Origin of the sequence: Acinetobacter sp. YH12040, from assembly GCF_013420005.1 — a bacterium.
GTDB classification, from domain to species: Bacteria; Pseudomonadota; Gammaproteobacteria; order Pseudomonadales; family Moraxellaceae; genus Acinetobacter; species Acinetobacter amyesii.
Genome location: NZ_VOZB01000007.1, coordinates 66636 through 91381 on the forward strand (window position 1 = coordinate 66636; position 24746 = coordinate 91381).

The window sequence follows — 24746 nt, forward strand, 5'->3', positions numbered from 1 at the left end:
GTTATGCATGATGTGCATTGCCTTCTTCTTGCATCTGACGGTCAATTTCTTCAGGATTTGCTAAAGCAAAATCTAGTTTTTCTTTGTCTAATTGACCCACCCATTTCGCAACCACAATCGTTGCCAATGAGTTACCTACAAGGTTCGTTAATGCACGTGCTTCTGACATGAAACGGTCAATACCAAGAATTAATGCCAAACCTGCAACAGGAATATGACCCACAGCAGACAATGTTGCAGCCATCACAATAAAGCCTGAACCCGTCACACCCGCAGCACCCTTAGATGAAATGAGTAGAACCAATAACAAAGTGATCTGATGCGAAATATCAAGCGGTGTATTGGTCGCTTGTGCAATAAAGATTGCTGCCATGGTTAGGTAAATAGACGTACCATCTAGGTTAAATGAATAACCTGTTGGAATAACAAGACCCACTACAGATTTTTCTGCGCCAGCAAGTTCAAGTTTTTTCAACATACGTGGCAGTACAGACTCTGAAGATGACGTACCCAGTACGATCAGTAACTCTTCACGAATCATGCGAATCATTTTCAAAATACTGAAACCGCAAATACGTGCAATTGAGCCAAGTATAATGAAAATAAACAGCAAACATGTGATATAGAAGCAGATGATCAATTGACCCAATTGCGCCAAACTACCAATACCATATTTACCAATGGTATAAGCCATCGCACCGAAAGCACCAATTGGTGCAAGCTTCATGATCATGTTTACAATGTTAAAGAATACATGTGCAATTTGATCAATAAACTTCAATACAGGCTTACCTGCATCACCAAGTTTATGCAAAGCAAAACCAAATAATAAGGCAAATAATAGAACTTGAAGAATTTCACCCTCAGCAAACGCACCAACAACGGTGTTTGGGATGATATTCATAAAAAATTCTTGGGTAGATTGTGCTGCACCAGATTCAACATATTTAGAAATACCTGCAGTATCTAAAGATGCTGGATCGACGTTCATGCCTACACCAGGTTTTGCAATATTAATCACTGCAAGACCGATAATGAGTGCGATGGTCGAAACGATTTCGAAGTATAGTAAAGCGACCCCACCTGTTTTACCCACAGATTTCATGCTTTCCATGCCTGCAATACCACTCACTACGGTACAGAAGATCACAGGTGCAATAATCATTTTAATTAGCTTAATGAAACCTTGTCCTAGTGGATAGAACAATTCACCCCAGCCTTTTACGTATTGCTCGGTACCATTGATGATTTGCGTACCACTTGGTGAGAAATGACCCACCAATACACCCGCAATAATGGCAACGATCACTTGAAAATATAGTGACTTATAAATTGGTTTTTTAGCCATGACATTACTTCACGATATATTTCTGCTTCAAAGAAATATTCAGTTTTTGTCTATTTTCAAAAAATAAACAGCCCAAAACCCCTTTGTCTTCGACAAAAGAGCACCAAAGGTATTTGACTTAGCCAAATACAGAAAAACGAAAATATGTATGGTGATTAAATAATCACATCAGGACCTGATATAGAATCAGCACATTGATCAGGAGATGAAACACATACTAAAGTAGGTTAAATTTTACCTGTTTTTTAATGGCTTGTTCTGCCACAAATGTTAATTTCGGTTAAATAATAGACCGAGATCATTAGACTATAGTCTAAAGACTGCATTTTTTACGCCCATTATCAGGCTGAAAAATACCAACTATAGAAGTAAACTATCCTTAAGTCCTAATTTTAAGCCCAGTATTTGCATGAACAATAAACGAAATATTTACAAAGATTTTGAACATCCTTTTGCGCAATTTGTCCGTATAGTGGGTAAAGGCAAAAATGGCGCACGTTCGCTCACTTATGATGAAGCCTACCAAGCGTTCAGCATGATCTTAAAAGATGAGGTTTTAGACGTTCAATTGGGCGCTTTCTTGATGTTATTGCGTGTAAAAGAAGAATCAGTTGATGAACTCACTGGCTTTGTCCAAGCCACACGTGATCAGCTCAAGTTTAAAAAGCTTGATGTCGATTTAGATTGGTCATCTTATGCAGGTAAACGTAAACATTATCCTTGGTTTTTATTGGCCGCATTAACGCTAGCAAAACACGGCTACAATGTCGTAATGCATGGCGCTTCAGGTCATACCATTAACCGCCTTTATACAGAACAAGTATTAGAGTATTTGGGTTTTCCTATTTGCCAAAATGATACAGATGTGGAACAGCAACTAATACAATGTCATTTTGCTTATATTCCACTCGACGTCATTTCACCAATACTCAGTGATTTAATTTCACTGCGCAATGTGATGGGTTTACGTTCCCCAATTCACACCCTTGCGCGTCTGATAAATCCATTTAATGCCAAAGCCACCATGCAAGCGATTTTCCATCCAGCCTATCGTGGATCACATCAACGTGCGGCATTCCAATTGGGTTATCAAAATAGTGCTGTCATTAAGGGTGAAGGTGGTGAATTTGAACGTAACCCCGATGCAAAAACCTTAATTTGTGGCATCAAGGATGGTGAAATGTATGAACATGAATTGCCTAAACTGACGGACAACCGCAGTCCCGTCGAAGAAGAACTCGATTTGGCCGTCTTTAAAGCCGTTTGGGACGGTCAACAGGTACATGAATATGGTGAAATCGCGGTCACCGAAACCATGGGAATCGCACTATATACCATGGGCGCTGTCGCAAGTTTTGATGAAGCGATGCAAACTGCCAAAACCATGTGGGCAAATCGTCACGCTTAAATAAGCAGATATGAAGCAACAAATTTAGGCATGCATCAGCCAATAAAAAAAGCCAGCATTAAGCTGGCTTTTTCAATCAGAAAGAAAACGGATTAAACAAAACGAATCGGCTTGAACTCAGGTTCTTCCACATGTGAGTCGCAATGCTCATCTTCTTCTTTGGTCCCACGGTCGATATAACCACTACGCTCATCTTCTGGCAAATGTTTAATTTCCCATGCATAAACCGCTTGCATACAAATTTGACGTTGTTCTTGAGTCAGCGCTACACCATTTGGCCATTTACCAATTTCAATTGCCGTTTTTAATCGACCAACAATTTCAGGATCGAGTACGGCAAGCATCTGTTCAATATTCATAATTAATCCTGCTTTAATGAATCAAAATCTTGGTTCCAGCCTAGCTTGGTACGACATGCCATATAGAAGTCATAACCAGGTGGATGTAATAAGTTGAGCTTAAATGGATGTTTGCGGATATGTAAACTATCGCCTACACCCAATGATACACTGTGTTGACCATCGGCACTGACCATTGGTAGAACACGATTTTCACGAATCAAAATTTTAATTTCGCTTTGTCCACCTACGACAATCGGCCGTGACGACAAAGTATGTGGATGCATTGGCACCAAGGCAATCGCATCCATACTTGGGTGGACAATCGGCCCACCGCCAGATAATGCATAAGCTGTAGAGCCGGTTGGCGTGGAAACAATTAAACCGTCACTGTGTTGGCGGTACACATATTGGCCATCGATATTCAGTTCAAAGTCGATCATATGTACCGATTTACCTGAATGCAGCACAATATCATTTAAAGCCACGGCATCATAAATCGACTCACCTTTCGAGCGAATTTCCATTTCCAGCAAGAAACGTCGGTCTAGCTGAAACTCACCTTTGAGCACTTGATCTAACTTGAAAATCACTTCTGTTGGTTTGATATCGGTCAGGAAGCCCAAACGACCACGGTTCACCCCAATCACAGGAGTATTGTATTTCACCAAGGCACGTGCAGCATGAAGTAATGAACCATCACCGCCGACTACGATCACCAAATCGACGACTTCACCCAATAAGTTACGGCTGACCGTCTGAGTATTGTTATAGGGTACCAGCTGCGCTGTTTGCGTATCAAATACAGGATGTAATCCCAAACTTAAAATATGATCGTGGATCAAACATAGGGTTTCGATCACTGATGATTTGTCTGGACGACCAATCAACCCAATGTTTCGAAATGATTTATGTGAAATTTGCACCTGCGCTTTTGCTCCGCTTCGCCTCATTGGTATCATATCACTAACAGAAATGATTTAAAAAAACTTTAAAGTTTCGACTTTAGTGAAGTAGCTTCCAATATTTTGCATACATATAACAGTTTAAATATTGCAAAATACTGAAAAGCTTCGCATGATTAGCAAAATTTCTCAGGGTTTTATCACTATTTATGAAGTCTGAACGTGGCATAGGCATAATTGCACTGATTTTTTCGCTGTTGATCATCGGCGGATTTCTCGTGTTCAGCATTTATCTTATTCGTCTAGATAATATTGTACGTGACAAATTCGAAGGTCAACGTTGGGATATTCCAGCCAAGGTATTTGCTCGTCCCTTAGAAATTTATACCAATGCACCTGTAAGCCAAGCAGACCTCAACCAAGAACTGAAACTTTTGGGCTATAACGCTCAGGACAGCTATGCGAAAACGGGGAGTTACGTTACTTCTGGCAATGTGACCTATATCCATACGCGTGGTTTTGACTTTGGTGATAGTGTCGACCCTGAACAAGTCCTTAAAGTGACCTTTGGTGAAGATCAAATCACTGAAGTGAGTGCAACTAAGCCATCAAGTAGTGGTATTGCCCGCTTAGAGCCGATGTTAATTGGTGGTATTTATCCTCAGCACAATGAAGACCGTGTGCTGATCAAACTTGATAAAGTGCCAAAGCCTTTAATCCAAGCTTTAATTGCTACCGAAGACCGTAATTTCTATCAGCATCATGGTATTTCGATTCGTGGTACAGCACGTGCCATCGTAAGTAATGTTACAGGTGGTAAACGTCAAGGTGGTTCGACCCTCACTCAGCAATTAGTGAAAAATTTCTATTTATCGCCTGAAAAAACCATTAAGCGTAAGGCCAATGAAGCCTTAATGGCGATGCTGATTGAACTTCACTATGACAAAGATGAAATTCTTGAAGCTTATTTAAATGAAGTGAATTTAGGTCAAAACGGTAACTATTCCATCAATGGTTATGGTTTAGCATCACAATTCTATTTTGGTTTACCACTGCGTGAATTAAATATTGCTCAGCAGGCTTATTTAGTCGGTCTGGTTCAAGGCCCGACCCTATTTAATCCATGGAAAAACCCTGAAGGTGCGATTAAACGCCGTAATATTGTGTTAAACAATATGGTGGTGATGGGCTATTTAACTCAGGAACAATATGAAACTGAGTCAGCGCGTCCATTGAATGTTATTACAAAACCAACATTGGGCCCTTCTCGCTTCCCTGACTATATGGATATCGTGCGTCGTCAACTGCGTACTGAATATCAAGAAAGCGATTTGACCAATCAAGGTCTGCGTATTTTCACTGCGATGGACCCGATTGCTCAAACTCGTGTACAAACTGCATTTAAAGAATCTGTGGCGCGTTTAAGCAATGCCAATCCAGCACGTTTGAAAGAATTACAAGGCGCGGTATTGGTGTCTCATCCTGAAAATGGTGAATTGGTTTCAGCAGTCGGTTCAACGCAGGACTTTACCGGCTTTAACCGTACAATGGATGCTAAACGTCAAGTCGGTTCATTGCTAAAACCTGTGATTTACCTCAGTGCGATAGAATCCAACCGCTATAACTGGGCGAGTCAAATCGAAGATAGCCCTATCAGCATTCAAAGTGATGGCAAAGCTTGGACACCGAAAAACTATAGTGGTGGTGCACATGGTGTCGTACCAATGGTCGATGCCCTATCAAACTCTTATAACCTCTCTGCGGTACGCTTAGGTCAAGAGTTCGGTATGTCGACTTTTATTAACCATCTGAAAAAGTTTGGTGTGACGTCTAATATTCCAAACTACCCTTCGATTTACCTCGGTGCTATCGATATGTCACCGATGGAAGTCATGAGTGTCTATGGAAACTTTGCAACCGGTGGCTTCAAATATCCAGTGAAAGCTATTCGTTCAGTGGTCGATGCCAATGGTCGTTTATTAGATCGTTATAGCTTAACGGTACAACCGACTATTGCACCTGATGCAGCCTTTATCTTGAACTACGGTTTACAACAAGTGATGAGTTCAGGGACAGGCCGTTCTGCTTATGCATCATTACCATCTTCACTCAAACTTGCAGGTAAATCAGGGACAACCAATGATACGCGTGACTCATGGTTTGCAGGTTATTCAGGTAATTATTTAAGTGTGGTTTGGTTAGGTTTAGACAACAACAAAGTTACAGGCTTAACGGGTTCATCAGGAGCACTTCCTGTTTGGACCAATGTGATGAAGCAGTTACGTCAAAAACCAGTTAATTTACGTCAACCAGACAGCGTACAGTGGCATTGGTTAGACCGTTATTCAGGTAATTTATCTGCGCAGCATTGTACAGGTGCGATGTATATTCCTCTTTCGCGCAACTCCATTCCAAATCAAGCTACGGCATGTGGTTCGACACAATATGAAGTAGAACCTTACACAGTTGATACTGAAGAGACGCAGCCAACTCAGGAGCAAAATGATAGTTTAGGTGACTACATTCGTGAAAGTGATGTCGATAATGATCAGGGTTCATCTGATCAACCTCGCATCATCTCAAGTGGAGAGTATTCAAATTAAACTGCACAACATTAAAGTTTTAAAAACGTTCAGTATTCTGAGCGTTTTGACGATTATTTTGGCAGGTTGCCAAACCATGATCGAACCTGAGCAAAAGCCGCCTGCTGCACCTGAAAAAAAGGCAGATATCCATGACCCTTCTGGGGTCATTATTACTCCATATGACCATCCAGAAATTAAGCGTCAACGTATCGTTATTCCTGAGCAGAAAACCCAAATTCAAAAGTTTGATGATGGCCGCGACTTACCTGCATTCAAAAAATTGATGCAAACTACGCAAACCGCTTATGCCAATGGAAAATGGAATGAAGCTGAAAGTGCGGCAACTCAAGCACAGCGTTTGGCACCACAATCTGCGGAAACTTTTTTATATTTGGCAATGATCGCCAATCGAAAAAATCAACCTGCGAATGCAGAATCGTTGGCACTGCGCGGATTAAGCTATGCTCAAACCAAGCCAATGAAACAACAGCTTTGGAATGTTGTTTTAAAAGCTGGTCAAATGCAAAAGAAAAGCAGCACCATTCAAAAAGCCCAACAAGCCATCAAAGCTCTTTAAGCACCCATAAAAAAGCCTGATCTTAATTGAGATCAGGCTTTTTTATTTAAAACATACTAAAAGTAAGTTTATTTCTCATAGTTATTATTAAATAATGTTACGCAGTAACATCAGAAGCATAATTTGATCTAAATAAAAGTACGATACACGGTAACGTCATCCGCAAGCGTTTGAGACAAGACTACATCTATTTAAAAATGTTTGCGATACTTTGGATAAATTGACGCTAGTGAACGAGTTTTGTCAGTGAGGTGCATTGCACCGCAAGATGGTTTCCTTGTGAAGCACGCTTCTCATTTTGCCTAATGAGAAGCATCGTTTCGTAAGAGTACCTCCAGCCGAAGGCTAATCCCTTTACTCAATCTCTAGATTTAAGACTCCGTCGTATCGGTTTAAAAATCATTTTAAAAATGCGTAATTATTTTTACGGGCGTAACATCAGTAAATAGCTTACAAATAGTAAGTCTATTTCTAACCAACCTTCACTGAATTTTACATAACGACTTTCAAATACGACTTTAATTCAATATACACATTCTAGTTTCTAAAAACTTCGAATACCTGCCACCCCATAAGCATGATGCTGCTGTGCAATAGGTAGCAATTCAGGACGCATGCCACCTAAAGCAAAAACAGGGATTTCTATGCTTCGTGCAATCTCAGAAAAATGCGCCCATCCCATACTTTGCGCCTCTGGATGACTTTGTGTCGCCAGAACTGGGCTCATAAAAATAGCCTCACAGCCAATTTTTTGCGCATGCAGTGCAGAAACTTGATCATGACAAGCGGCGATATAGCGCTTCCCAAGTTGTAAATCACCTTTATTTTTTTGCAGCAATTGGTGCTGTTTAAGATGTAATGCTGAAATATGTGCTTGCACCTCTGTAGAGAGCAATGACCATAGATCTTCATTAATTATCAGTTGTTTTAAAATCACGGTAGGTAATTGATTTAATGCCTCTGCATTTTCTGCGCTGGCATCGACTCGCCAATAATACAACAGCGTCTCTTGAAGCGTTTCAAATGTTGGTAGATCGGCGGTGATTTTGATCTGTTGCTGCCAATATAAGCGCTGCAAAATAGCTTGATTGGCCTTTGGAAAATTCAAACTCATAAGTTGTTGACGCGAATACCAGGCCCATGGCTTTTGGATTTCATTCAGCAACGCATGCGGGACGGTGGCATGAAATAAATGTAATTTCACAACAACATCATCATATTCATGCTGAATAAAATCAAAAGCATGCCAGTCATGTAAACCAATTCCAACCTCTTCAAAAATTTCACGACGACACGCTTGTTCAGGACTTTCACCCTGCTCGACTTTACCACCCGGAAACTCATGTTTATTGCCCTGATGTTGTTTTGCTTCACGCCAACCCACCAGTACTTTGTCTTGATGCAATAAAATCGCAATGGCGACATCGATCTGCGGTTTCGACATAGTTCCCTGCTCTCTACTCTGTTCCAATTGATATCCAAGTGTAAGCAAATTTATCTTTTTTATAAAATCCTAAAATTACCGTTGACAGGCCTATTCGATAATGATTATCATTTAAACCATTCAGAAATACACCACGGAGTCGACGGAATGAACGCACCATTTAGCCTTTTTACTCGTAGCAATGAAGCACACCACTCACTGCCTATGCTGCATTCAAACAACCTTTTTGCCTTAGGACGTGAAATTCGAATTATGCATGCAGGTGAAGAATATCGACTACGTTTAACACGAAATAATCGCCTTATTTTGACCAAATAATTTCTGATAAAAATAATAATTATCAGCGCAATAAAAATAATCGTGGACACAAGCAGTAAGCCATCCGCTTACTGCTTTTTTAAGTTTTGTACTTAGTCAAATTAAGCTTTATAACTACTCAAACTTAATTTAAAACGCAACACTCATCTTCCTCTCACAACACTCTTTCGCTCAAATTCAATAGGGCAAATCATGTTTTTAGCGGAATGGAAAAATGAGTTGTACCTTTAAGCCGCCCAGTTCAGAGGCTTTCACACTTAATTGACCTTGATGTAACTGTACAATTTTTTGGGCAATTGAAATACCTAAACCTGAACCTTGCGTCTTCGTTCCCAATACTCGGTAAAACCGCTCGCCAATGCGTTGCAATTCTGCAGCTGTCAGTCCTGCACCTTGATTTTCGATCGTCCAAATCGCCTGCTGTGCTGTTACCGTTAAATCAATCTTGACCTGTCCTTGCTCAGGACTATAACGAATAGCGTTATCGACTAAATTTCGCAGACAGCTAAACATTAACTCTGCGTTCATCTCAAACTGTACAGACTGGGTCTGTAGCTTCAATTCGATCTGCTTTTCTTCAATAAAAGGCTGTAAAGCATCAAGGACTTGTAAACTCAGCTGTTCTAAGTCGTTCTGTTTTTTATCTAATTGCTCCGATTGCGTCGGGTCGAGCCGCGCCAAAATCAGTAGATTTTCTAAAACCCGTGTTCCTCGATTAACATCGTGCTGTATGCTCAATAAATCCTGCTGAATGTCGGGATATTTTCGTTTTAATACTTGAAGTCGCATTTGAATCGCAGACAGCGGTGAGCGTAATTCATGTGAGGCATCGGAGGTAAAACGCTGTTCCGCCTCTAAGGCTTGATCTAATCGGTTTAATAAAAAATTCAGTTGTGTTTGGATCGGCTCTAGTTCCTGTAATACAGGTTCAGGTAAGACAATAGCTTGTAAGTCATCTACATTTTTTTCAGCGATTTGTTTTGAAAATAGCTGTAAAACTTTCAATTGACGTTTAATCAAAATATGCAGTAATAGCCATTGGATCAACCAAACTATCAACAGTATCCCTGCATAGCCTAATACACTTTGCAGCGTTTCTCTGAGCCTTGTTTTCATCGGTTGAATGATTTGTACGGTTAATCCATCGTCCTGAAGTGCATAGCTACGCCAAAGCGCTCCGTCTCTCCATTGATAATGTAGCCCCTGTTTTAAATTAGGCTGATGTTCAAATGCTGTGTGTTGTTCCGATGTGGTTAAGACTTGCTGCCCTTGCATGAGTTGATATTGCATATCAAACTCTTCACTCAGTTCATCTATTTGTTCGTCTTGCTTCAGCGTTAGATCAGTAGCAGTAAGCATATCTGCCACTTCGTCCATCAGGGCATCGTGTACATTCATGATGTGATACAAACCAAATCCCAACATTAGACACAGAGAGATTGCTCCCGCCCAAATTGCACTGAGCAGTGAGGTTTTAATCAGTTGCGACTGTAAGGAAATACTTTTTTTATCACTCATAAACTTAACTTTGTTGAGGAAGATTCATGCGATAACCCAAACCCCTTAAGGTTTTAATGTAATCACTGCCAATCTTCTTACGCAATTGGTAAATAAAAACTTCGATCGCATTACTTTCAACTTCATCCCCCCAAGCATAGAGCGATTCTTCGAGTTGGCTACGCGTCATAATATGCTCTGGATTCAACATCATCTTATGCAAAATTTGATATTCACGCGAAGTCAACGTAATCAATTCCGCATTTTTACGCAGCGTTTTAGCTTGTACATCTAAACTTAAATCACCAAAAGTCAAACAATTATCACGCTGCTGATGATGCAAGCGTAATTGGGCACGTACCCTTGCTGACAACTCTTCTAAGCTAAAGGGTTTCACCAAATAATCATGGGCTCCCAGATCTAAACCTTCAACACGATCTGCAATACTGTCCCGAGCAGTAATCAATAAAACTGGTGTAAGCGGATGCAACTGTACGATACGTTTTAAAATTTCATCACCAGTTACTTTTGGTAAGCCACGATCTAAAAGTATGCAATCATATTGATGTTGTTCTAAAGCCCAAATAGCGTGATCGCCTCGCTCAACCCAATCAACACTGTAGCCATCCATTTCAAGCCATGTTTTTATACTGTCGGCTTGGGATGCATCATCTTCTGCCAATAAAATTCGCATCTTACCTACCCTATTTCTATGGTTCCGACTTCAGTGTATCGAACTTTTGCTTATATCTACTCAAATCATAAAAAAACCACAGCAAGCCGTGGTTTTTTATAGTGCAGCACTGTATTGAATGACAGGCTAAATTAAAATTTTACTTGATCGACATCAACTTCAACGCGTTTCGTCGGTTTGTAATCAATGTCGATTTCTCCAATGAGCGTTACCGGTGTTTTAGCTGAAATCGCTTTGCCTTGCCAAAGTTCATCATCAATATCCACCGTAATGCTGCCTGTGCTATCGCGGAACTGATATTTTTCATCGCCCATCGATTTCACAACATAACCTTTCAATTGAACTTTACTATCATCTTTTAAGCCTAAGGCATGTTTCACTGATGTGGTTTTCATCGGTGCAACAGCTGTTTGATTGACTGCTGTATTCGCGACTGCAACCGATGCCACACCTGCAAATGCTAAACCACATACCAACTGAGTGAATGTTTTCATCTTCGCTCTCTCTTACTTTGTCTAATTCGATAGAGCAATTAAAACAAAGCAAGATGAGTCGAATCTTAAGCTGCAGAGACGTTTTTATTTATTTGATCAAACCATTAGTTGAGCGGTACGACACGCAGGACTTCTTCTAAAGTCGTCACCCCTGCAAGTACTTTACGTGCACCTGCAATTCGTAATGGCTCAACATGCTCTTTACGTGCCTGTGTACGTAGTTGGGTTAGATCTGCATTAGCACCAATCAATTGCTTGGTTTCAATACTGAGTGGCATAAATTCATAAATTCCCACACGGCCTTTATAACCCGTTTGACGGCATTCATCACAGCCCACCGCCTCGTAGACAAAATCAGGCATTTGAATCGCATAATCAAAGGTCAGATGTTTCCACTCTTGTTCATTGATAAAAGTCTCACGCTTACAATGTGGACACAGTTGACGAACTAGACGTTGTGCCAAAACCCCTAATATGGTCGCTGCGGTTAAAAAAGGCTGAATCCCCAGATCATGTAATCGCGTCAAACTCGATGGTGCATCATTGGTATGTAAAGTTGAAAGCACCAAATGACCTGTTAATGCAGCTTGGATCGCCATATTTGCCGTATCATGATCTCGGATCTCCCCGACCATGATAATGTCAGGGTCTTGACGCATTAAAGCCCGTACACCATCGGCAAAGCCTAGATCAATCCCTGTATTCACCTGCATTTGGTTAAAACTTGGCTCTAACATCTCAATCGGGTCTTCAATGGTGCAGACATTCACTTCTTCGGTTGCCAATTGTTTGAGTGATGAATAAAGCGTGGTGGTTTTACCCGAACCCGTCGGACCGGTCACTAAAATAATACCGTGACTATGACTGGTTAAGGCCTTCCAATCATCCAACAGACGCCCTTCAAAACCGAGCTGTTGGAAACTACGTACCAAGACTTCAGGGTCAAAAATACGCATGACTAACTTTTCACCAAAGGCTGTTGGCAGCGTCGATAAACGTAGCTCTGTTTCTTGGCCTTTGGGTGTACGGGTTTTTAAACGTCCATCTTGCGGCTTACGCTTTTCCGCCACATTCATCCGTCCTAAGATCTTAATTCGTGAAACCACAGCTGTCAGTGTATTTGCAGGCATGTTGTAGATGGTATGCAATACCCCATCGATACGAAAACGCACCTTTCCTGTATCTTTACGCGGCTCGAGGTGAATATCACTTGCACCTTGTTCGAAGGCAAACTGTAAGACCCAATCCACAAGCTTCACAATATGCTGATCATTGGCATCTGGATTTTGTGTATCACCTAATTGTAATAGTGCTTCAACGCCTTTATTTTCACGGTCATAACTCGATGATTTTTGCGAATTACTGACTGCGCGACTCACTTGGTAATATTCAACCAAATAACGCTGTAGTTGATCTGGACTGAGCAATACACGCTGAATCTTCCGTGGTAAAACTGTTCTCTCTAAATTGGCAATCCATTCATTTTTATAAGGTTGATCCGTTGCAATCAGCACATGCTCATTTTGTAATTCCACCGCTAAAATGCGATTTCGTACTGCAAATTCTTGCGACATAATTGCAGTCAGTGCAGGCACGTCAGCTTTTAAAGGATCGATAATATAAAACGGTACACCAGACTTTTCTGCCAACCATTGGCAAAGTCTATTCAATGTTAAGGTAGACTGAGGATGACTCTGATCGACTAAATTAAAATTGGCAATCCATTGTAAAGGATGCCATTTCAACTGTTCACGCTGACGGTGCGTGGTTTGAATCAGCATTTTGTCTCTTTCAGTAATGCGGCCGTCTTTTTGTAATTGGTCTAAACACCACGATGTATCGATTTCAAAATTAAAAGTCATTGTTATATGTCCCCAAACATAGGGAATACTATAACAAAACTAGAATAGTTAAACTTAATATTTTCACTTAAATCGTTAAGTTAAATTTAACTTAAATTATTAATTTTAATTAGTTATTTTTTAACATTCCTTTTTTTATATTTTTCTATACTATATGCCACAGTCACAAATAATAGTGACGTAATTCATAATTTATTAAAGAGAGTAACATGAAATTTAAAACTTTAAGCACAGCTATTGTAAGTTCATTTATTTTAACAGCTTGTGGTGGCGGTGGAGGTTCGTCAGATAAATTTAATGATAGTGAAAATAATAATATCACTACTTCACCTTTCCAACAGTGGTCAAGTTTTTTTATAGACTTCAATTTAAATACTAATAATATTGAATACTATTCAGATACACTAACACTTGATAATGGTAAAAGTTATTCTAAAAGCGAGGATACTTTTTCTGAAATTTATGTAACTCAAAATGGTGTATACGATCAAAGTTCTACAAATAATCAGTACGGAAAATATCAAGGCACCGTTGTTACGAACAATAGCTCTTGGGTTCTTAGTCCTTACTCAAGTATTGGTTCAAATGACCTCAAATTAACAACGAACTTTAAGATACTCAACATTAGTAATCAACCAATTGCGCAAATTGTTTCACCAAATGAATACTGGATCGCTAAAAATAACCTTAATGATTCATATCCTGAGCAATTAATGAGCTACTTAAAGCAATTAAATGAGCAGAAATTCCCTACAGGCTCATACTGTCTACAAATTATAAGTGAAACAAATAATCAGGATTATCTATCATTATATAATGATGAATATTTTGACACTGAAGATCAGCAAAATAGTCTTAAAAATCAATGGATTGAATACTCAACACAACAAGACAACACAAATATTAAAAAATATAATTTTAAAGATACAACGGCATATCTAGAATATTCCCCTGAGTATAATGACAATCATGGGGTAGCCTCGTATAAATCAAAATATTATTGGGCTAACCTAATAGATTCACGTACAGAATATACTTTTGCAGATGAAATTAAAGAATTAGAAGACATAAGTGCAGATGCAACAAATGAAGAGAAAAAGCTTATTCAAGAGCTAATAAATTTAAGAAAAAATTCATGTTATCTCTTCAATAACATTGCATCTAAAGCAATTACTGATGATTTAATTAAGTAAGTTAGCAAATCTGAAAGAGATTACTCTCTTTCAGGTTTTAAAATTTTTAATAGTAAAATTTTTTCACTTTCAATCCTAAACTTCACATTCAAGCCAGCAAACAACATGCCATATACACGCTCCTCATCCTGTTGATATGCAGGTCGTGGATCTAAAGATAATACCTCTTGTAATTCTAAAACTGTCTGCATCTCTAAAGAACCCATACCGATTAACTGTTTTTTTTGCAGTTCTGCTGCTTCTGACCAAATCACAGATTTTCTTTCTGGCTCATCCTGCGCATAACCGCTTTGCGCATCCATAACTGCATCTGAATATTGAATATATGGTTTGATATCTAAAATTGGTGTTCCATCCAACAAATCACTACCGACAACATAGACACGTACCGATTTTCCGACTTTTTTCACCCCTTTGAGCTGCACAACCGACAAGCCCATAGGTGACGGCCGGTACATACTTCGTGTCGCAAATACCCCGATTTTTTGATTACCACCTAAACGCGGAGGACGAACTTGCGGACGAAATTTTGTCGAATCTGCATTTTTATTTTCATGAAACTGCCAAATCAGCCAAAGATGACTAAAATCTTCAATCCCCTCAAAAGCCAATAAATCGTTATAAGGTTCTACCATTTCAATATAAGATTCGACTTGCACCAAATTTGGCTGACGTGGAATACCAAACTTTTCTCGGTAGGGAGATTTCATATACCCGATAATTGGCATTTTAAGCTCAGACATAATCACTTTTTCTGATAAGTTCAATTAAATATATTCAGTTTATCGAGAATGATTTTAGATTAGAATAGTAAGCTGTTCTAATTTGATAATTTTATTGAGACCTTTAATGGCTGCTTTTAACGTCGAAAAGATTACTCACGTCCACCATTGGAATGACACTTTATTCTCTTTTAAAACCACTCGCGATACTGCGTTACGTTTTAAAAACGGTCAATTTGTGATGATCGGCCTTGAAGTAAATGGTAAGCCTTTAATGCGCGCTTATTCTATTGCAAGCGCAAACTATGAAGAAGAATTAGAGTTTTTCTCTATTAAAGTTCCAGATGGTCCTTTAACGTCTATTTTACAAAAAGTAAAAGTTGGCGATGAAATTTTAGTGTCTAAAAAACCTACAGGTACTTTAGTTCTAGATGACTTAAACCCTGGTAAAAACTTATACCTACTTTCTTCAGGTACAGGTCTTGCACCGTTCCTTTCTGTAATTCGTGACCCTGAAACTTACGAACGTTTTGAAAAAATCATCGTTGTACATGGTACTCGTTTCATTTCGGAATTGGCTTATCAAGATTTAATCTTAGATGAAATTCCTAACCATGAATTCTTTGGTGAATTAGGCGCGAAAGAAAAATTGGTTTACTACCCTACGGTAACTCGTGAAGAATTCCATACTCAAGGCCGTGTAACTACTGCCATTGAAACTGGTCAACTTTTCGAAAAAATTGGTCTTCCACGTTTCAACCCTGAAACTGACCGCGCAATGCTTTGTGGTTCACCTGCATTCCTAGACGACGTTGCTGCACTACTTGACCAGCACGGTCTGAAAGAATCTCCTAAGATGGGCGTTCTAGGCGACTACGTGATTGAACGTGCATTCGTTGAAAAATAATTAGCTGAAAATTAAAAAGCGCATGTCATCATGCGCTTTTTTTTGATCTATATGCCACTAATGACTGATACAGCTATTTTTCTTCTTTTACCTTTAATTCATCAATAATTTTTGCTCTCCACTCTAAACCTTTATTTGTAGCACGAGGTAATTCATTTGAAAGAGTAATCTCCACACTATCATCTGGATATATATGTACAGCTAAATATTTTTTATCTTTTAAGTCTTTAGAATTTAATATAGGAACATTTATAGCTTTATGTTTACGCGAACTGTTTGTTTCACCCCATTTTACATATTGGGACCCTGTTAACACTGCTGATATTTTCGTTCCACTACCAAATCCACCACCCAACTCTTCACCATTTAATTCGACTATATAAGGAATATAATTGACATCATAGCCATAAGATGTTGTCGTCAATACATAAGTTTTTGTTGAATGTGTATTACACCCTATTAAACTCATTGCTGAAAGCATAATAAGCATTAAATTCGTTTTTAAAACTTTCATCATTATCCTTTTAAAAATATTGGGTTTTAATTTATTTAATTAAAAATAATAATCAAAGAAAATTAAAAATATTATCCATTAGAAACGAAGAACCAAAAGGAAAATTTATCCTATTTATCATTAGTAAACTGCCAATATATATTCGCATCCATTTCAAAATGCTCCCCCCGAATGGCATCTACTTATTCAGTCAGATACCAAATCGTTAGACCCCAAGGGTTGTCTTTAATCTCAGGCATACCTTCTCCTTGATTAAAATGACGTTTTTCCATGTTATTCGCAGGACTATACCATTCACCTGTTTTAGGGCAAATTTGGCCTGCTTCGCATCTTAGAGTTTTTGTACTAGGATTACTTATATCCTTCTCAGAAGGTACAAACTCTCGGGCAAATTTAACCAAATCTTTTGGATAAATCATATGTGTTATTTCAATATCATCTAAATCTAACAGATAAACGTAAGCAGCAGCTTCTATAGCCCAATATCCAAAGTACAAACCTTCATCCATTTTATGGGTATCATGCCAAGCTGCACTTTCAAATGCGGGATACCATAATTTCAAATATTCCTGTATATCATGAATACTCTCTTCTTTAGTATCTCTATATTTACTAAAAATTAATGGGCGATATGGATTATCAAAAAACCATTGATCTACATCATATCTATCCGTCAACTCAAATGATAAAAAGTCCTCATACAGTGTATCTAATTGGTCTGTTTGCTCATGGTAAATTTTGTCCTGCATCGCTGCAATACGAGGTAATAAGTCTCTTCTGTGTAATAGATAACAGAGTCCTATCAACTGCATACATCTTTCGTACTCATCTATAGCAGTAAAGTAAAATGGTGCCCAATCTTCATCCTCCTCGTCTTTGCGCAAGGCTATTGTATATTCTTCATATTTCGTAATTACATCTTCTAATAGAATTCTAAGTGTAGAAATATCAAACCCAGCAGTAAAATTTAGACTTAATAAATCATAAGAATGTAGTGATAAGTAATAATCTAATCTTCTTATATCAGATGGACTGTCTTCATATATTTTTTACTTTCTAAAATTTCAATAGGTAATTCTTTTAAAAAAATATTTACTCTATTGTAAACTTCATCTGTTAAAAATAATTGTCTTTTCTTTTTATCAAAAATCATTCTTATTCCAAAAATAATGCCCCGAAGGGCATAAATCATTCTTCACCATCAAACTGCCAGTACACATCACCCCAATCACTTTCAAAATCAGGGAATATATCACCTTGTTTAAAATATTGACGTGAGTTTTCTTTAGCAAAAGTATACCAATAACCTGCGTGAGGACATGGGCTACCGGCAATACCAATATCTATTCTTTCTGGTTCTTGAACTTCAACTTCCACTCGTTTTAATTCAGGCCAAGTGCTGTCTTCATCAAATCGTGCAATCCATTGCTTTGAACTTACGGCATCAAAACGTGGATTTGGATCATCTGACCATGCATCTAAAGTGGTCAGTTTTAAGTTATCACAACGTATCGGTTTAATTAGTTCATTTGCCATCACCAATAAATCAGGAAAACCTGCTTCAACTGGATAAAGTGAAAGCTCTCCCAAACGTATCCATAAGCTGTATTTTGTTGAATCTTCTGGGTCTATAATTTTAGTAATTTCAATTCGTGGATCATTTAGTTTTTCACGAATTTGTTCTTCACTCAAGTCTAGTTTCTCTAGCCAGTAGGGGGAAAGTAAAAAGCACCATGTAGGCGTACGAATTCCACCACCTAACCCATCCCGATCTTCTGCAATAAACATATTTTCATGAGAAAACTCCATACCAGGATGATCAATATCGAGTCCATAAAAATAATCTGAAAATGTGCGTTCAACAGTTTCGAACTCAGGTGAAATATAAGCAAACTGTCCAGTATTACCTATTTCATAACCGCTATAAGCTTGTATTGGATTGAGTTGTCTTAAAATTTTTTCAACAAAAGTGTGCCAAACCATCTTATTGGTTTTATACCATTGATCGCCAAAAGTTAATTTAATACTAGAATAGCGCTCATTTGAGTCTCGAATATTACTTTCTAAAGCCCAACGTGCACTCTGTGTATCCGCCTCGGCTGATGTTGCACCTATAAAATATACAAAATATTTTTTAAAGACTTTATGCATTTCAACTAAAAGCTCATCTCGGCTTCTAATCCATTTATCAGCCTTTTCCAAACCTCAGTGTCACTCCTAAACCTTAATTGAAAAGGTTTATCTATTATGGATTTTTCAAATTCAATATAAATATCTAAAACTTTATTTAGTAGATCTTCAGCATTTTCTTGATGCATGTACAAAGTGATATAGGGGCAAATACCAAACTCTTTCTTTTCCTCTCCATAAATTATGGAAGTATCCTGAGGAATATCTCGAGCCAATTCAGCTATTTCTTGTTCATTTAAATAAAGTTGTACTGTACTCATTATATTAATTTCCTCTTCTACCTCTTGTATTCCCTTGAGTTTGGGCTTTACTTTGATCCTTTGGCGTAGCATCTCCAGAATAACGTAAAAGTGAAAATTATTGTTTTTATTTAAAAGAATGCCCCGAAGGGCATAAATCATTCATCCCCATCATACTGCCAGTACACATCCCCCCAATCACTTTCAAAATCAGGGAAAATTTCCCCTTGTTTAAAGTATTTACGAGTGTTTTCCTTAGCTACAGTGAACCAATATCCCGATTGAGGACATTTTTCACCTGCTTGAATTGATACTTTTTGATATTTAGTTAGGAGGTCAATTTCAGCACTACTAGGTTTAAATGTACGATAGAACTCTATTAAGTCTTTTGGATAATAGAGGTATTCATGAAATTCTTTATCATTTTCTATTTCTAATAGAATAACAGCGCAAGCTGCTTCAAAAGCCCAATATCCATAATAACCGCCTTCAGATTTATGAGTATCATGCCAAGGTGCACCTGATAAATCTTTGTACCAATTCTTTAAAAACTTACGGACAAAAGCTAAAGAAATTTCATTATCTTGATTTGAAAAGGCTTCACATAATAATAAGTAAGGTTTTGGTACTAATACTGTTGAACAATCATATCTATTTTCATCTGAAAAAGATAAATACTCTTCAATTAGCCAATCTTGAGCAACATTTTCTCTCATTTCTCCGTCAATTAATTTCGCAACTCTAGGTAGTAAATCCTTTCGGTGGAGTAAATAACACAAACTGATTAACCAAATACATGGACAATAGCCATCAATAGTAAATAATTCAAAAACTGGTAAGTTTATATTTTTATGATAACTTCTTAATTTACTTCCATATTGCTCATAATAGTCAATAACTATTTCAAGTTGGCTTCTAATAAAAGGTAAACTATTGCCAGCTGTATATTCCAATAAAAGTAGATTTAAATAGTTCTCTGCTACGATAGCATAAGAGTATACCCATCTTTCTTCTAGTGAATCACCAACACCTGTAGGATTTACTTTAAAAGTTTCAATAGTGTTCAGAGTTTCCGCCTTTAATGTTTCATACATTTGAGGTGTAAGAAATTGTTGTCTTCGTTCAAATTGTTGTAAAGTCATTATCTTCGATTACCTAAATTACTTCGATTAGAACCTGTTAAACCACCTTTATTATCAACAACTTTACTTATATCAGAGTCTCCCCAAATACGAGTAGGTTGGTGTGTAGTATGTAAGGCATCATTTGGAACTTTTTTTGCTCCATATTCAATCAATGCATATGCGTGGCTAACTACTTGCGGAATACTAAAAAAAACTACCAGCCTAAAATATCCATGAAGCATTATTTGTGAAAAAACTGACTGCTTTTGTGAAACAGCTTTCAGAAGCCTACTTCTGATCCAGTTATGACTCATTTGTGTAACATAACCATCAGTGTTTCGGCTGCGTTCTCCACTAATATCTTTTACGCCACCTCCTGAGTTTAAACTAGTAGTTGATCCACCACCTCGGTTTCTACGCCCAGTACCCCCAAAAGTAGCTGCCTGTTGTTTATCTGCACCATCTTTATCTTTAGAATCGCCTAGAAGCTCTTTTAAACTCCTTGTTGGTGACTGACTACATTTTGCCTCAATTATCGCATATTTTTTTGGAGAACCATTTGTTTTCCAAACACCATCTATGCCTCGACCACGGCTCTTCAAGGAAATTAACTGAACCATTTCTCCACTATCATTTAATTTATTTTGATTTATAGTATTTGATTTATCATGGCTAGCCTTTTTCCCCCATCCCTTAATATCCTGACAATAATAGTCAGCCATGTGTTCACCGAGTATTCCTTTTAGCTTATCAGAAAGTTGGTTAATTGTTTTTTGTGCTATGGAAGAGTTATTAGAGGTATTCGTCCTGCCCTGATTTGTATTGTTTGTATTACCACTACCATTAGTTGAGTTTGGCTTAGTCGTTTGAGTCTTTGAGCGTACATTTGCATCTGCAGAGGTTTTTCTACTTTTTATTAACCAACCATCAACTTCTTTTTTAAATTCTTGTAATTGTTTTCCTAAATTTCTTCTAATTTGATCTACGTTTTTACGCGCTTGAGGACTTAATTGATTTAGTACTTGAGGGTTGGTTAAAATTTTATCTAAATTTTTTTGTAATGCATTTAAATTTAAACATTTACGAATCAGTTGTTCAGGATCACCTTTCCCTAGTTTTCGGATACCATCTAAAATACTATCCATTGGTAAAGCGCCTTTTTTGACACTTTTTAATGACATTTTGACAGCATCCCCACCACCTGGAACTAAGCCAATTAATGCTGTAATAAGATCAAACCATCCAGCAGGGCTAGCAGGATTTGCAGATAAAATGATAATCGCTTTAATAATATCTCTCGCGTCTACCAATTGACCTAAAACAGGTACACACCCAATTACCGTCTCCGCTAAAATTGCCCAACCACCAGTACTTTCACCTTTAAAGAAAGTCATAGTGTCTTTTTTTAAACTTTGTAGCCATCCACCGGGAACAGAATCTACAGAACGTTTATATTTAGCGACAGAGCCCATTATTTCGCTCCATTCTGTAAGTTATTTGTAAGTTTTTGATATGCTTCTTCATCTAATAGTGACCAAATATCATCGTCAATAGTGTCTGTATCTTCAATTTCTGCATCTAGGTCATCGGGAATGTCTTTTTTAAACTCTGACGGATCTTCCCCATAATAAATTTCAGATTTTCCTTTAGGTACATTTTCTAATTTAGCGTACCCTTTATCATCTAAAGTACCTTCTCTGTAACTTCCATCTTCAAAAAAGACTTTAAAAGGAGCCCCTTTAACTGGTGATAAATCATCATAATGGTAGTTCAATTCCATCCAATTTTGCATTTCACCTAATAATGGTAAAGTAATATTTTTTGGTTGAGCCGTACTTCCACCTGTAAATAAATGCTGCCCGGCCTTAACCTCAAACTTTCCACCCGTGGTAGGGAATATGCCAGAACCATTAATCTTGAGCTGTGATCCGCCTCCAGTCAGGATTATTTCTTTAGGACTGGTGATATAAACTACATCTTCCGTCGAAATGATCTGAATCCCTTTGCGAGCAATTAAATCTGCCCCATCTCCTTGGGCTTGGATTTCAACTTTGCCTTTGCCTGCATACGCGCGTAAACCTTCTTGTGCTGCAAATAGACTGATCTTGCTTTGTGCATGGGCAATTAAGGATTTTTGACTGCTGAGATTGATGCTATCGCCTGCACTTTGGCTGATCTGTCCATCTGCTGAAAGATGAATATCTTCCTGACTACTCACAGCAATTGAGTTTGGTGCAGATAAAATCATCAAGGCTTGTTTAAAGGCATCAGCTTTTTCTTTACTGCCTTTTTCGATTTGTCCAAGGAAGTTTTTTAAATTATCTAAGACTTCAAGTGGGTCAGTTTGCTGGTTTTTCGCCACTTCACTTAAGGCTTTACTGCTGTTTAAGTTGGCTTCGATTTGTTCTTTCGCCGCTTGTGCGTCGAGGTGCATTGCTGCTGCTTGTTGTTGTGGGTGTGTACTAACAAGTAGCCCCTGTCCTGCACGCACTGCACCCCATTGGTCGGTTCTCAGTTCAAAGCCTTCGCCTCTTCCCTCACTTTCTGCGGTTTCTTTGGGATGACTGAGGTTCCCTAGGTTGAGCTGAGTGGCACCATGAGTACTTTGTAATTGTGTCGATATTTGTCCAGTCGTGTCATCAAAGCGTAGTTGTCCAAAGCCTTCACCTTGGACTTCCTTACTTTTTATTCCAGCCAGTTTTTTGGTGTCTGGCAGTTTACCTTTACTATCAAATTGGGTCGGACTGCGCTGTGCTTCATGTATGCGCCCCACCACAAATGGTCGGTCGATATTGCCGTCAAAGAAATCGATGACCACGATTTCATTAATGCGTGGCAAGAAGCGTGCGCCATAACCTTCACCTGCCCATGGTGTAAGCACATCTACCCATGCAGAATCTGTGTCATTGTCATTACTGCCTGCACCGCCATCATGGCTGTGGTCATCACCACGGGTAAATAAGAAGCGGACTTTGATTCGTCCCCATTCATCGACATGTATTTCTTCACCGCTTGGACCAACGACTTTAGCACGTTGCGGATGGGTACTTGGACGGTGTTCGAGTAGGTTATATTCAGGAACCGTCGCAATATTGCGGCGTTGTAATGTGAGCTGATTGGCCTGACGCTCGGCCTGTTCATGGATGGGTTTAATGTTCCACTGACTTTGTTCAATCAGTTGATTGACTTGTTCAGAGAGGTCTTTAGGTAAGTTATTTTGGTTATAGAATTTCTTTTCTGTGATTAAAAATTGTTTGTCTGCACCACTGTGTTGATCGATTTCTGGGTGTTCATTCAATTCAAACCAATAACCCACTTGGGTATCACGCACAGTCGATTGTGCACTGAATTTTTTCGATTGTAGCTCGTGATAGCGTGTTAGGTTTTGATTCAGTTTTTCAATCTGGCTATTGGATGAAGCCGTAGCTTGATCTTCACCTTTTAAGTCTTGCATCCATGCAGGGCTGATATGCCATGCTTGCTCCAAACTTAAGCTGGCATTGTCTTGGCTTTGGCTATGCTGATGTTTGCTTTGAACTGAACCTGCGCCTTCTTCTTGGCTCAGTCCATCGGCTTGCCAGCGCTGCACATGGACCGCAGTCGGTTGAATGCTACGTTCACCGATCAAGCTGGTGATGCTGTCTTGTTTTTCTGTGGCGCTAGAGCGATGAAAGCGGATACTACGACGGCTGAGCGCTTGATATTGGCTATTGTCATCAATCAGGCGGAGTTTTTGTTTTTCAATTGGCGCTGAGGAATGTGGCACTTTCAGCTTTGCTTCATCGATGAGCCAGTTGATACCCTCACTGCGCCAAAGACGAGTTAAAAAGTCATAATCGCTTTCATTCGACTGCATGATGAAAGGTCGAACGTCATAGTTTTGGCCTAAACCGCTTAGATCTAGCGTTAGACTGGCAGCAAAGAGCGGACTTTTGCTTTGCCATTCTTTAAAGAGAGTCTCACTGACATCACGCACCGATTTGTTCATAAACACACGGCTGTTGCGGCGCTTATGCCATAGCGATGTTGCATCTTCTAAAGTGAGTTTATACAGCGTGAGTGAACCGTCACTCTGCCCTTGGGTGGCTTCGGTAATAATACCCGTGGTACGGAAGAGTTCGCCCTGATCAGTCACTTGATCAACGGCGACTTGTGCGCCAATAAATTGTTTTAACGGAATAAGTGCGTTAGTAGATAGGCAAATCAAAGTCGCTTGCAGGCCTTGGTTTAAGACATGCTCCCCATCAATACGTTGAATAAAAAGCTCTTCATTCAACGCAGGGTTGGAAAATTGCACATGAATGGCACGTTTTTGAGCGGATAGACCCAATTGTTCTAATACAGCAAATATTTTGCCTAACATAATAAAAATTCTAAATTGTAATCA

20 protein-coding genes and 1 pseudogene are annotated in these 24746 nt (G+C 38.7%); 6 read left to right on the forward strand and 15 right to left on the reverse strand.

Annotated features, from left to right (window positions below; genetic code table 11):
• Nucleotide 1 precedes the first annotated feature (1 nt).
• Nucleotides 2-1348 (reverse strand): dicarboxylate/amino acid:cation symporter, encoded by a 1347-nt coding sequence (locus FTT99_RS09650; RefSeq protein ID WP_078194416.1) that lies wholly within the window; start codon nt 1346-1348, stop codon nt 2-4.
• A 409-nt stretch (nt 1349-1757) separates the two neighbouring features.
• On the opposite strand from FTT99_RS09650, the gene FTT99_RS09655 reads away from it, so the two are divergent.
• Nucleotides 1758-2756: a glycosyl transferase family protein gene (locus tag FTT99_RS09655; RefSeq protein WP_180132040.1), complete on the forward strand. Its 999-nt coding sequence runs from the start codon at nt 1758-1760 to the stop codon at nt 2754-2756.
• A 92-nt stretch (nt 2757-2848) separates the two neighbouring features.
• Here the strand turns inward: FTT99_RS09655 and FTT99_RS09660 are convergent, their stop codons facing one another.
• Together FTT99_RS09660 and FTT99_RS09665 are read right to left on the reverse strand one after the other, a co-directional pair.
• The gene (locus FTT99_RS09660; RefSeq protein ID WP_078189099.1) at nt 2849-3115 is read right to left on the reverse strand and encodes a YeaC family protein; all 267 of its coding nucleotides are present in this window, start codon (nt 3113-3115) and stop codon (nt 2849-2851) included.
• A gap of 2 nt (nt 3116-3117) precedes the next feature.
• Nucleotides 3118-4056 carry an NAD(+) kinase gene (locus FTT99_RS09665; RefSeq protein ID WP_078189100.1) on the reverse strand — a complete coding sequence of 313 codons (939 nt, stop codon included), beginning with the start codon at nt 4054-4056 and terminating at the stop codon, nt 3118-3120.
• Between the two features lie 152 nt (nt 4057-4208).
• Between FTT99_RS09665 and mrcB the strand changes: the two genes are divergently transcribed.
• A complete protein-coding gene (gene mrcB / locus FTT99_RS09670; RefSeq protein WP_180132039.1) occupies nt 4209-6602 on the forward strand; it encodes a penicillin-binding protein 1B in 2394 nt (797 codons plus the stop codon).
• Nucleotides 6603-6678: 76 nt separating this feature from the next.
• On the forward strand, nt 6679-7161 hold the full coding sequence (locus tag FTT99_RS09675) for a tetratricopeptide repeat protein (RefSeq protein WP_078194433.1): 483 nt from the start codon (nt 6679-6681) through the stop codon (nt 7159-7161).
• A gap of 544 nt (nt 7162-7705) precedes the next feature.
• On the opposite strand, the gene FTT99_RS09680 is transcribed toward FTT99_RS09675, so the two are convergent.
• A complete protein-coding gene (locus tag FTT99_RS09680; RefSeq protein WP_180132038.1) occupies nt 7706-8605 on the reverse strand; it encodes an NUDIX domain-containing protein in 900 nt (299 codons plus the stop codon).
• A gap of 147 nt (nt 8606-8752) precedes the next feature.
• On the opposite strand from FTT99_RS09680, the gene hemP reads away from it, so the two are divergent.
• The gene (gene hemP / locus FTT99_RS09685; RefSeq protein ID WP_078189103.1) at nt 8753-8923 is read left to right on the forward strand and encodes a hemin uptake protein HemP; all 171 of its coding nucleotides are present in this window, start codon (nt 8753-8755) and stop codon (nt 8921-8923) included.
• Between the two features lie 198 nt (nt 8924-9121).
• Here the strand turns inward: hemP and FTT99_RS09690 are convergent, their stop codons facing one another.
• From FTT99_RS09690 to FTT99_RS09705, 4 genes are all read right to left on the reverse strand, one after another.
• Entirely contained in the window at nt 9122-10441 is a 1320-nt protein-coding gene (locus FTT99_RS09690; protein WP_180132037.1) for a HAMP domain-containing sensor histidine kinase, read from the reverse strand.
• Between the two features lie 4 nt (nt 10442-10445).
• Entirely contained in the window at nt 10446-11114 is a 669-nt protein-coding gene (locus FTT99_RS09695) for a response regulator transcription factor (RefSeq protein ID WP_180132036.1), read from the reverse strand.
• Nucleotides 11115-11245: 131 nt separating this feature from the next.
• Nucleotides 11246-11608, reverse strand: coding sequence for a NirD/YgiW/YdeI family stress tolerance protein (locus tag FTT99_RS09700; RefSeq protein WP_168379331.1), 363 nt, complete (start codon nt 11606-11608; stop codon nt 11246-11248).
• A 104-nt stretch (nt 11609-11712) separates the two neighbouring features.
• Nucleotides 11713-13470: a GspE/PulE family protein gene (locus FTT99_RS09705; protein WP_180108770.1), complete on the reverse strand. Its 1758-nt coding sequence runs from the start codon at nt 13468-13470 to the stop codon at nt 11713-11715.
• A 209-nt stretch (nt 13471-13679) separates the two neighbouring features.
• On the opposite strand from FTT99_RS09705, the gene FTT99_RS09710 reads away from it, so the two are divergent.
• Nucleotides 13680-14663 (forward strand): hypothetical protein, encoded by a 984-nt coding sequence (locus tag FTT99_RS09710; RefSeq protein ID WP_180161421.1) that lies wholly within the window; start codon nt 13680-13682, stop codon nt 14661-14663.
• Between the two features lie 20 nt (nt 14664-14683).
• Here the strand turns inward: FTT99_RS09710 and tsaA are convergent, their stop codons facing one another.
• Entirely contained in the window at nt 14684-15406 is a 723-nt protein-coding gene (gene tsaA / locus FTT99_RS09715) for a tRNA (N6-threonylcarbamoyladenosine(37)-N6)-methyltransferase TrmO (protein ID WP_180132184.1), read from the reverse strand.
• A 106-nt stretch (nt 15407-15512) separates the two neighbouring features.
• Here tsaA and FTT99_RS09720 point away from each other — a divergent pair, with 106 nt between their 5' ends.
• Nucleotides 15513-16292, forward strand: a complete 780-nt coding sequence (locus FTT99_RS09720) for a ferredoxin--NADP reductase (RefSeq protein WP_111885341.1) — start codon at nt 15513-15515, stop codon at nt 16290-16292.
• A 73-nt stretch (nt 16293-16365) separates the two neighbouring features.
• Here FTT99_RS09720 and FTT99_RS09725 read toward each other — a convergent pair whose 3' ends face one another.
• The 6 genes and pseudogenes from FTT99_RS09725 to FTT99_RS09750 all read right to left on the reverse strand — a co-directional run bounded on the left by FTT99_RS09725 (nt 16366) and on the right by FTT99_RS09750 (nt 24722).
• On the reverse strand, nt 16366-16806 hold the full coding sequence (locus tag FTT99_RS09725; protein ID WP_180132185.1) for a hypothetical protein: 441 nt from the start codon (nt 16804-16806) through the stop codon (nt 16366-16368).
• Nucleotides 16807-16988: 182 nt separating this feature from the next.
• Nucleotides 16989-17690: a PoNe immunity protein domain-containing protein gene (locus tag FTT99_RS09730; protein ID WP_180161423.1), complete on the reverse strand. Its 702-nt coding sequence runs from the start codon at nt 17688-17690 to the stop codon at nt 16989-16991.
• A gap of 304 nt (nt 17691-17994) precedes the next feature.
• A pseudogene (locus tag FTT99_RS09735) lies at nt 17995-19256 on the reverse strand (type VI immunity family protein).
• Nucleotides 19257-19393: 137 nt separating this feature from the next.
• Entirely contained in the window at nt 19394-20377 is a 984-nt protein-coding gene (locus tag FTT99_RS09740; protein ID WP_180132167.1) for a PoNe immunity protein domain-containing protein, read from the reverse strand.
• On the reverse strand, nt 20377-21831 hold the full coding sequence (locus tag FTT99_RS09745; protein WP_180132168.1) for a hypothetical protein: 1455 nt from the start codon (nt 21829-21831) through the stop codon (nt 20377-20379). Before FTT99_RS09745 ends, FTT99_RS09740 begins: the two co-directional genes overlap by 1 nt.
• Nucleotides 21831-24722 (reverse strand): type VI secretion system Vgr family protein, encoded by a 2892-nt coding sequence (locus tag FTT99_RS09750; protein WP_180161425.1) that lies wholly within the window; start codon nt 24720-24722, stop codon nt 21831-21833. The genes FTT99_RS09745 and FTT99_RS09750 overlap by 1 nt, the downstream gene beginning before the upstream one ends.
• Nucleotides 24723-24746: the final 24 nt, after the last annotated feature.